We start from the raw sequence: 8,703 nt of genomic DNA, 5'->3' as shown, positions 1-8,703 counted from the left end.
CCAGCAGTTCCTGCAGCACGGCCTCGGTATCGGCGCCCAGTTGCGGCGGCGGCCGGCGCACCGGCAGCCGTTCACCATCGATGCGGTACGGCGGCGCCAGCACATGGGTGCTGCCGGCCACCGGGTGCGGTTGCACCGTGACCAGGCCGCCTTCCACCGCGCGCGGCGAGGTCAGCGCCTCATGCAGGCCCAGCACCTCGCCACACGGAATGCCGGCGGCCGACAGCGCGGCCAGCAGCTGCGCACGCGGCCGGCGGGCCAGCTCGGCATGCAGCACCGGCAGCAGCTCGGCACGGTGGGCCGAGCGGCCGAGGTTGGTCTTGAAGCGCTCGTCAGCGGCCAGCTCGGGCCGCTCGATGACCTCGGTGCAAAAGCGCTGGAACTGCGCGTTGTTGCCCACGGTGATGACGATGGGACCATCGGCCGCATCGAACACGCCGTAAGGCACGATGGACGGATGCGCATTGCCGTAGCGCGGCGGGTCTTCGCCCATCAGCAGCGCTTCCAGGCCGTAGTAGGCGGTGATCATCAGCCCGCAGTCGAACAGCGCCATCTCGACGTGCCGCCCGGTGCCGGTGCGCTCACGCTGGTACAGCGCAGCCAGCACGGCCTGGGCCGAGTACATGCCGGTCATCAGGTCGACCGCGGCCACGCCGAACTTCAGCGGCGGCTGGGTGGCTTCGCCGTTCAGCGCCATGAGGCCCGCCTCGCCCTGCACCACCAGGTCGTAGCCGGGGCGTGCAGCCTCGCTGCCGGCGCGGTTGTAGCCCGAGACCGAGCAGTAGATCAGCCGCGGGTTGTCGGCCTTCAGCTGCTCATAGCCCAGGCCCAGCTTTTCCATGCCGCCGAACTTGAAGTTCTGGATCACCACGTCGCACTGCGCGGCCAGCGCCTTGGCGGTGGCCTGGCCTTCGGGCGTCTGCAGGTCGAGCGCGACGGACCGCTTGTTGCGGTTCATGCTGTTGAAGTAGGCCGTCTCGGTCTGCCCCACGCGCAGGCCCCAGTCGCGGGTGTCGTCGCCACGGCCGGGGTGTTCGACCTTGATCACGTCGGCGCCGAAGTCGCCCAGCACCATGCCGCACAGCGGGCCGGCCAGCACGCGGGAAAAGTCCAGCACTCGCACGCCGGCCAGCGGCAATCCAGGCATCGCGTTCATCGTCATCCGCGGCGGCGCAGGGCCGTGAAATCGGCGCGGCGCTTCTGCAGGAAGGCACCGATGCCTTCGGCCGCTTCATCGTCGCCCTGGCTTTGCACCATGGCGCGGGCTTCGAGTTCGAGCTGCTCGTCCAGCGAGCGCATGTGCGCGCCGCGGCACAAGGCCTTGATGCGCGCGGTGGCGCGATCTGGGCCTTCGGCGATGCGCTGGCCCAGCGCGATGGCTTCGGCCTCGGCGCTGCCGGGCTCCACCAGACGGTTGACGGCGCCCAGCGCATTCAGCCGCTCGGCGGTGATGCGGTCGCCGGTCAGGCACAGCTCGGTGAGCACCTGGCGCGACACGAACTCGGCCAGGAACGAGGTGATGCCGCCATCGGGCGTCAGGCCCACCTTGATGTAGCTGACGCCGAAGAAGGCCTCGCGCGAGCTGACCAGCAGGTCGCAGGCCAGCGCCAGCGACATGCCGGCGCCGGCGGCGCCACCTTCCACCGCGGCGATCACCGGCTTGGCGGTGTCGCGCAGCCGGCGCACGAAGGTGTGCAGCAGCTCCAGCCGCTCACGACGGTCTTCGGGCGCCATCTCGCGCCGCGTGGCCAGCTGGTTCAGGTTGCCGCCGGCGCAGAAGAAGCCGCCCGCGCCGGTGAGCACGATGGCGCCCACGGTGGGGTCGGCATCGGCATCGGCCAGGGCATGGGTGGCGGCGGTGTAGAACTCGGCGCTCAACGCATTGCGCGCAGCCGGGTTGTTGTTGACCAGCACCAGCACCGCGCCCTCACGGCGCTGCAGCAGCACGTCTTGTTGAGCGGCGGTGCTCATGCCGCCTCCTGCCCCAGCGCGATGTAGCGCGCCAGGTGGAAGTCTTCGTCGCCCAGCTGGTGGTCGATCATCACCAGGCGCTTGGCGTAGTGCGACAGCGGCAGCTCCCAGGTCATGCCGATGCCGCCGTGCAGCTGGATGGCTTCTTCCGCCACCAGCGTGCCCACGCGGCCGATGGTGAACTTGGCGGCCGACAGCGCCTTTTCGCGGGCCAGGCGGTCGTCGCCGTCCACCGCGGCGGCGGCGTTGATCACCGCCGAGCGGGCCTGCTCGATTTCCAGCAGCACATCGGCCATGCGGTGCTGCAGCGCCTGGAAGCTGCCGATGGGCACGCCGAACTGCTTGCGCGTCTGCAGGTATTCCAGCGTGGCCTGGCGGGCCACGTCCATCGCGCCCAGCGACTCGGCGCACAGCGCCAGCACGCCACGGCCCATGGCATGTTCCAGCGTGGCCAGGGCCGCGCCTTCGGTGCCCAGCAGCGCGTCGGCAGGTACCGTCACATGGTCCAGCGTGACGGTGGCCACACGGCCGCCGTCCACCGCGGTCTGGCCGCGCACGGTCAGGCCCGGCGCATCGGCCGGCACCAGGAACAGCGACAGGCCTTGTGCATCGTCCACGCCGCCTGCGGTGCGGGCCGAGACGACGAACAGCGTGGCCGCTTCGCCCTGCGGCACCACGGCCTTGACGCCATTGAGCTCCCAGCCGTTGTCGGTGCGGCGGGCGGTGGTGGCCACCTGCGTCAGCGAATACAGGCTGTCGGCCTCGCCATGCGCCAGCGTGGCGATGGTGCTGCCGTCGATCAACTTGTCTAGCCAAGTGCGCTGCTGCTCGTTGCCGGCGTGGCTGATGGCGCTGCCGGCCAGCACCGCGCTGCCCAGCAGCGGCTCCACCACCAGGCCGCGGCCCAGGGCCTCGAAGACGACAGCGATGTCGAAGCCGGCGCCGCCGTAGCCGCCATCGGCTTCGCTGAACAGCGCGCCGATGGCGCCGAGCTCGGCGAACTGCGCCCACTGCTGCGGGCTGTAGCCTTCGGCCGAGTTGGCGATGCGGTTGCGGGTCTCGAAGCCGTACTGCTCGGCGATGTAGCGGTTCAGCGTGTCCGCCAGCATGCGGCGGTCTTCGGTGTGTTCGAAGTTCATGTCTGCTCCGGTCTTACAGCCCGAGGATCATCTTGGAGATGATGTTGCGCTGGATCTCGTTGGAGCCGCCGAAGATCGACAGCTTGCGGTTGTTGAAGTAGCTGGCCGCGGCGCTGGCCGCTTCTTCCGGCGCACCCACTTCGCCTTCGTACGGCCCTTCCAGCCAGTCGGCATTGAAGGGCCGCGCATGCGGGCCCATGGCGCGCCGCAGCAGCGAAGTGAGTTCCTGGCGGATCACCGTGCCGCGGATCTTCAGCATCGAGCTTTCCGCGCCTGGCGCGCCGCCACCGGCCACCGCCGCGATCACGCGCAGGTTGGTGGTCTTCATGTTCTCCAGGTCGATCTCGACCTTGGCCAGGCGGGCCGCGAACAGCGGGTCTTCCAGCAGCGGGCGGCCGTTCTTCTGCACGCGGGCGGCGGCCTTCTTCAGCTTGGCCAGCGCCGCCACCGAGAAGCCCACGCCCGCGATGTTGGTGCGCTCATAGGTCAGCAGGTACTTGGCGCAGTCCCAGCCGCGGTTTTCTTCGCCCACCAGGTTCTCGGCCGGCACGCGCACGTCGGTGAAGAACACCTCGTTGACCTCGTGCGCGCCGTCCAGCGTGATGATGGGGCGCACTTCCACGCCGGGGCTCTTCATGTCCACCAGCAGGAAGCTGATGCCCGACTGCTTCTTGGCCGCGGGGTCGGTGCGCACCAGGCAGAAGATCATGTTGGCGTGCTGGCCCAGCGTGGTCCAGGTCTTCTGGCCGTTGACCACGTAGTGGTCACCGTCGCGCACGGCCGTGGTTTTGACGCTGGCCAGGTCGGAGCCGGCACCCGGCTCCGAGTAGCCCTGGCACCACCAGTCGGCACCGCTGAGGATGCGCGGCAGCCAGTAGCTCTTCTGCGCCTCGTTGCCGTACTTGATGAGCACCGGGCCCAGCATGTTGACGCCAAAGGGCACGATGCGCGGCGCATGGGCGATGGCGCATTCATGCTCGAAGATGAACTTCTGCACCGCGTTCCAGCCCGGGCCGCCATAGGCCTGCGGCCAGTGGTTGGCCAGCCAGCCGCGGGCGTTGAGGATGGCGTGCCATTCCTCCATGTCGGCCTTGCTCAGGTGCTGGCCGTTGGCCACCTTGGCCGACAGCCGCTCGGGCAGCTGGTCGGCCAGGAACTGACGCACTTCGTCGCGGAAGGCCAGTTCTTCTTGGGTGAAGCTCATGTCCATGGGCTGACTCCGATCAGTAGATTTCAAAGAGACCGGCCGCGCCCATGCCACCGGCGATGCACATCGACACCACGGCGTACCTGGCCTTGCGGCGGCGGCCTTCCAGCAGGATGTGGCCGGCCAGGCGCGCACCGGTCATGCCGAAGGGGTGGCCGATGGAGATGGCGCCACCGTTGACGTTGAGCTTGTCGAGCGGGATGCCCAACTGCTGCTGGCAGTACAGCGCCTGCGAGGCAAAGGCCTCGTTCAGCTCCCACAGGTCGATGTCTTCCACCTTCAGCCCATGGCGCTTGAGCAGCTTGGGCACGGCGTACACCGGGCCGATGCCCATCTCGTCGGGCTCGCAGCCGGCCACGGCCAAGCCGCGGAAGGCGCCCAGCGGCTGCAGGCCCAGGCGCTCGGCCTCGCCCGCTTCCATCAGCACGCAGGCCGACGCGCCGTCGGACAGCTGCGAGGCATTGCCGGCGGTGACGAACTGGTCGTCGCCACGCACCGGGGCCAGCTTGGCCAGCGCCTCGTACGTGGTGCCGGGGCGGTTGCAGTTGTCGGCGGTGGCAGTCACCTCGCGGTGGGTCACGGCCTTGGTTTCTTTATCAGTCACCGCCATCACCGTGGTGCAGGGCACGATCTCATCGGCATAGCGGCCGGCCTTCTGCGCTTCTTCGGTGCGGCGCTGGCTCTCGGCGCTGAAGCGGTCCTGCGCCTCGCGGCTGATGTTGTAGCGGCGGGCCACGATGTCGGCGGTCTCGATCATCGCCATGTACAGCTCGGGCTTGTGCTCGACGATCCACGGGTCCATGCCCGAGTCGCCGGTGTCGGTGGCGCTGCGGGTGCGGATCTGCGAGATGCTTTCCACGCCGCCGGCGATCATGGCCGGGGCGCCGTCCACCACGATGCGGCCGGCCGCCATCGCGATGGCCTGCAGGCCCGAGGCGCAGAAGCGGTTGACCGTGGTGCCGGCGATGCTGATGGGCAGACCCGCACGAATGATCGACTGGCGCGCCACGTTGCGGCCGGTGGTGCCTTCGGGGTAGCCGCAGCCCAGGATGGCGTCTTCGATCAGCGTGGGGTCGATGCCCGCGCGATCGACCGCCGCCTTGACGGCGAAGGCCGCCAGCGTGGGGCCGGGGGTGATGTTGAACTCACCGCGGTGCGCCTTGGTGAGCGGCGTGCGGGCGGTGGACACGATGACGGCTTGGCGCATGGGGTTTGTCTCCGGGGGATGTCAGGCGGCGGCCTTGTTCAGGCTGTCGAAGTTCTTGCCTTCTTCGACCAACTGCACCAGCAGCGGCGAGGGTTGCCAGAACAGCGGGTCTTCCTTGGCGAACTCGCGGATGTCGGCCAGCACCTTGTCCAGGCCCACCATGTCGGCGTACTTCATCGGGCCGCCGCGGAAACGCGGAAAGCCGTAGCCGTACAAGAAGGTGACGTCCACGTCCAGCGGACGCAGCGCGATGCGCTGGTGCACGACGTTGGCGCCCTCGTTGATCATCGCGGCCATGTAGCGGCGCATGATGTCTTCGTGGCTGAAGCTGCGCGGCGTGATGCCGGCGCGCTGGCGCTCGGCGTCGACGATGGCCAGCACCTCGGGGTCTTGCTGGCCGCTGCGCGAGCCTTGCGGGTACTGGTACCAGCCGCGCTGCGTCTTCTGGCCGAACCAGCCGCGTTCGCAGATGCGGTCGGCGATCTGCACGTAGCGCGCGGCCGGGTTGCGGGTGGCGGCCTTGCGCTTGCGCGTGGCCCAGCCGATGTCGCCGCCAGCCAGGTCGGACACCTGGAACGGGCCCATCGGGTAGCCGAACTCGCGCACCGCGGCGTCGATGTCGTAAGGCGAGGCGCCGTCTTCCATCAGATAGTCGGCGGCCTGGCGGTACACGGCCAGGATGCGGTTGCCGATGAAGCCGTCGCACACGCCGGCGCGCACCGGCACCTTCTTGAGCTTCTTGGCCAGCTCGAAGGCGGTGGCCACCACGTCGGCGCTCACCTTGGCGGGCACCACGATCTCGAGCAGCTTCATGATGTTGGCCGGCGAGAAGAAGTGCAGGCCGATCACGTCCTGCGGCCGCGAGATGCTGGCCGCGATGGCATCGATGTCCAGGTACGAGGTGTTGGTGGCCAGCACCGCGCCGCTCTTGCACACGCGGTCGAGTTCGGCGAACACGGCCTTCTTGACCTCGATGTCCTCGAACACCGCCTCGATCACCAGGTCCACGTCCTTGAAAGCCGCGTAGTCGGTGCTGCCCGTGAAGCGGGCCATCACAGCGGCCTTGCCTTCGATCGTCATGCGGCCCTTGGCCACCAGGCCGTCGTACACCTTCTCGACGTTGGCGCGGCCGCGGTCGATCGAGGCCTGGTCGCGCTCGACCATGGTCACCAGCAGGCCGGCGTCCAGCGCCGCCACCGCGATGCCGGCGCCCATGGTGCCGCCACCCACCACGCCGATGGTCTTGAAGGGCCGGGGCTTGGCGGCCGCGGCCTCGGGCACCTTGGCCACTTCACGCTCGGCGAAAAAGGCGTGGATCAGGCCGGCGCGCTGCGGGCTGTCCAGGCACTGCATGAAGAACTGGCGCTCCAGCTTCAGGGCTTCATCAAAGGGCTTGTCCAGCGCGGCCTGCACCGCCTCCACGATCTTGTGCGGCGAGAACAGGTGGCGCTGCTTCTTCTGCACGTCGGCGCGCGCAGCGTCGATGGCGGCCTGCGCGGTGGCGCGGTCGGCCAGCGCCTGCGCGTCGCGGCTGCGGCGCGGCCCGGCCTGCGCGGCCAGCAGTTCCTGCGCATAGGCCAGGCCCTCGGCCAGCGTGTCGTCGCTTTGCGCCACGCGGTCGATCAGGCCCAGCTTCAGCGCCTCGGCCGCGCCCACGTGGCGGCCGCTGAGGATGATGTCCAGCGCCGCCGCCGCGCCCACCAGGCGCGGCGCGCGCTGCGTGCCGCCCGCGCCCGGCAGCAGGCCCAGCGCCACTTCGGGCAGGCCCAGCTTGGCGCTGGCCACGGCGATGCGGTAGTGCGCGCCCAGCGCCACTTCCAGGCCGCCGCCCAGCGCGGCGCCGTGGATGGCGGCGATGGCGGGCTTGCGGCTGGCCTCGATGCGGCTGCACACCTCGGTCAGCAGCGGCGCTTGCGGCGGCAGGCCGAACTCGCGGATGTCGGCGCCGGCGATGAAGTTGCGGCCGGCACCCACGATGAGCACCGCGCCTACGGCCGGGTTGGCATCGGCGGCCTCGATCGCGGCCATCAGACCGCGGCGCACGGCCACGCCCAGGGCGTTGACCGGCGGGTTGTCGACCGTGACCAGCAGGATCTTGCCGCGCAACTCGGTGCTGACCGGGTTGGCTTCTGCGGCGGACGAAGTGGCTTCTTGCACCATGTGCGTGTCTCCTCAGGCAGGCCCCGGTCGAACCCCCGGGTGTGGGTTCATTGTTGGACGTCGATAGTTTCTTGACAATGGCTCAACCAGTTGACAGACTGTCAAGCCGTTTTTGACAACCGCCGCGCCATGGACGTCAACGCCCTCACCTTGCTGGTGCAGATCCTGGATGCGGGCAACCTGAGTGAAGCGGCCCGCCGACTCAAGATGAGCCGGGCCAACATCAGCTACCACCTCAACCAGCTCGAAAAATCCATCGGCCAGCAGCTGGTGCGGCGCACCACGCGGCGGGTGGAGCCCACCGAAATCGGGCTCAAGCTGTACGAGCATGGCCTGCGCATCCAGAACGAGCTGACGGCCGCGCGCGAATCCATCACCACGCTGGGCCAGCGGCTGCAGGGCCGGGTGCGGCTGTCGGTGCCCAGCGGCTACGGGCAGCTGGTGATGTCGCCCTGGCTGCTGGATTTCAAGCGCCAGTACCCCGGCATCGTGCTCGACGTGATGTTCGAGAACCGGGTCGAAGACCTGATGCGCGACGAGGTGGACGTGGCCGTGCGCGTGCTGTCGGAGCCGCCGCAGAACCTGGTGGCGCGCGACATGGGCGTGGTGCGTTACGTGGCCTGCGCCTCACGCGCGTTCGCCGAGGCGCAGGGCCTGCCGCAGCAGCTGGACGACCTGCGCACCATGCCCTTGATCACCGCCGCCGTCATCGGCCGCCAGCTGCGCGTGGCGGCCTACTGGCGCGACGAGCGGCACGAGGTGCTGCTGGAGCCTTCGCTGATCTCCGAGAACTTCCTGTTCCTGCGCCAGGCCGTGCAGGCCGGCCTGGGCATCGGCCTGGTGCCCGACTACGTGGTGCAGGACGAGGTGGACCGCGGCGAGATCGTCACCTCGCTCGACGAATGGCGGCTGTCGATCTTCGGCACCCACATGCACCTGCTGTACATGCCCAACCGCCACCACACGCGGGCGATGGCGACCTTCATCGACTTCGTGCTGGCGAAGGCGCGGGGGGCGGT

General features: G+C 69.3%; 7 protein-coding genes. 1 reads left to right on the top strand and 6 read right to left on the bottom strand.

What is annotated here, in order from left to right; translation table 11 throughout:
• The 6 genes from ABNT58_RS20040 to ABNT58_RS20015 form a co-directional block, all read right to left on the bottom strand.
• Positions 1–1,156 (bottom strand): CoA transferase (locus ABNT58_RS20040; protein ID WP_348755184.1); only part of this gene is annotated, 1,156 nt, incomplete at its 3' end.
• Between the two features lie 2 nt (positions 1,157–1,158).
• Positions 1,159–1,971 (bottom strand): enoyl-CoA hydratase, encoded by an 813-nt coding sequence (locus ABNT58_RS20035; RefSeq protein WP_348755183.1) that lies wholly within the window; start codon positions 1,969–1,971, stop codon positions 1,159–1,161.
• A complete protein-coding gene (locus ABNT58_RS20030; RefSeq protein ID WP_348755182.1) occupies positions 1,968–3,110 on the bottom strand; it encodes an acyl-CoA dehydrogenase family protein in 1,143 nt (380 codons plus the stop codon). Before ABNT58_RS20030 ends, ABNT58_RS20035 begins: the two co-directional genes overlap by 4 nt.
• A 13-nt stretch (positions 3,111–3,123) precedes the next feature.
• Positions 3,124–4,320 (bottom strand): acyl-CoA dehydrogenase family protein, encoded by a 1,197-nt coding sequence (locus tag ABNT58_RS20025; protein ID WP_348755181.1) that lies wholly within the window; start codon positions 4,318–4,320, stop codon positions 3,124–3,126.
• Between the two features lie 13 nt (positions 4,321–4,333).
• Positions 4,334–5,524, bottom strand: coding sequence for an acetyl-CoA C-acyltransferase (locus ABNT58_RS20020; RefSeq protein WP_348755180.1), 1,191 nt, complete (start codon positions 5,522–5,524; stop codon positions 4,334–4,336).
• Between the two features lie 21 nt (positions 5,525–5,545).
• Positions 5,546–7,684 carry a 3-hydroxyacyl-CoA dehydrogenase NAD-binding domain-containing protein gene (locus tag ABNT58_RS20015; protein WP_348755179.1) on the bottom strand — a complete coding sequence of 713 codons (2,139 nt, stop codon included), beginning with the start codon at positions 7,682–7,684 and terminating at the stop codon, positions 5,546–5,548.
• 129 nt (positions 7,685–7,813) lie between these two features.
• On the opposite strand from ABNT58_RS20015, the gene ABNT58_RS20010 reads away from it, so the two are divergent.
• Positions 7,814–8,703 (top strand): LysR substrate-binding domain-containing protein (locus ABNT58_RS20010; protein ID WP_348755178.1); only part of this gene is annotated, 890 nt, incomplete at its 3' end.

Source organism: uncultured Aquincola sp., from assembly GCF_964001545.1.
GTDB lineage: Bacteria > Pseudomonadota > Gammaproteobacteria > Burkholderiales > Burkholderiaceae_C > Aquincola.
This window is presented reverse-complemented; position numbering and strand designations above follow the sequence as displayed.

Excerpts from the sequence above, each read along its gene's own strand:
- ABNT58_RS20030 (WP_348755182.1), bottom strand. The coding sequence starts at position 3,110 with ATGAACTTCGAACACACCGAAGACCGCCGCATGCTGGCGGACACGCTG.
- ABNT58_RS20020 (WP_348755180.1), bottom strand. The coding sequence starts at position 5,524 with ATGCGCCAAGCCGTCATCGTGTCCACCGCCCGCACGCCGCTCACCAAG.
- ABNT58_RS20015 (WP_348755179.1), bottom strand. The coding sequence starts at position 7,684 with ATGGTGCAAGAAGCCACTTCGTCCGCCGCAGAAGCCAACCCGGTCAGC.
- ABNT58_RS20025 (WP_348755181.1), bottom strand. The coding sequence starts at position 4,320 with ATGGACATGAGCTTCACCCAAGAAGAACTGGCCTTCCGCGACGAAGTG.
- ABNT58_RS20035 (WP_348755183.1), bottom strand. The coding sequence starts at position 1,971 with ATGAGCACCGCCGCTCAACAAGACGTGCTGCTGCAGCGCCGTGAGGGC.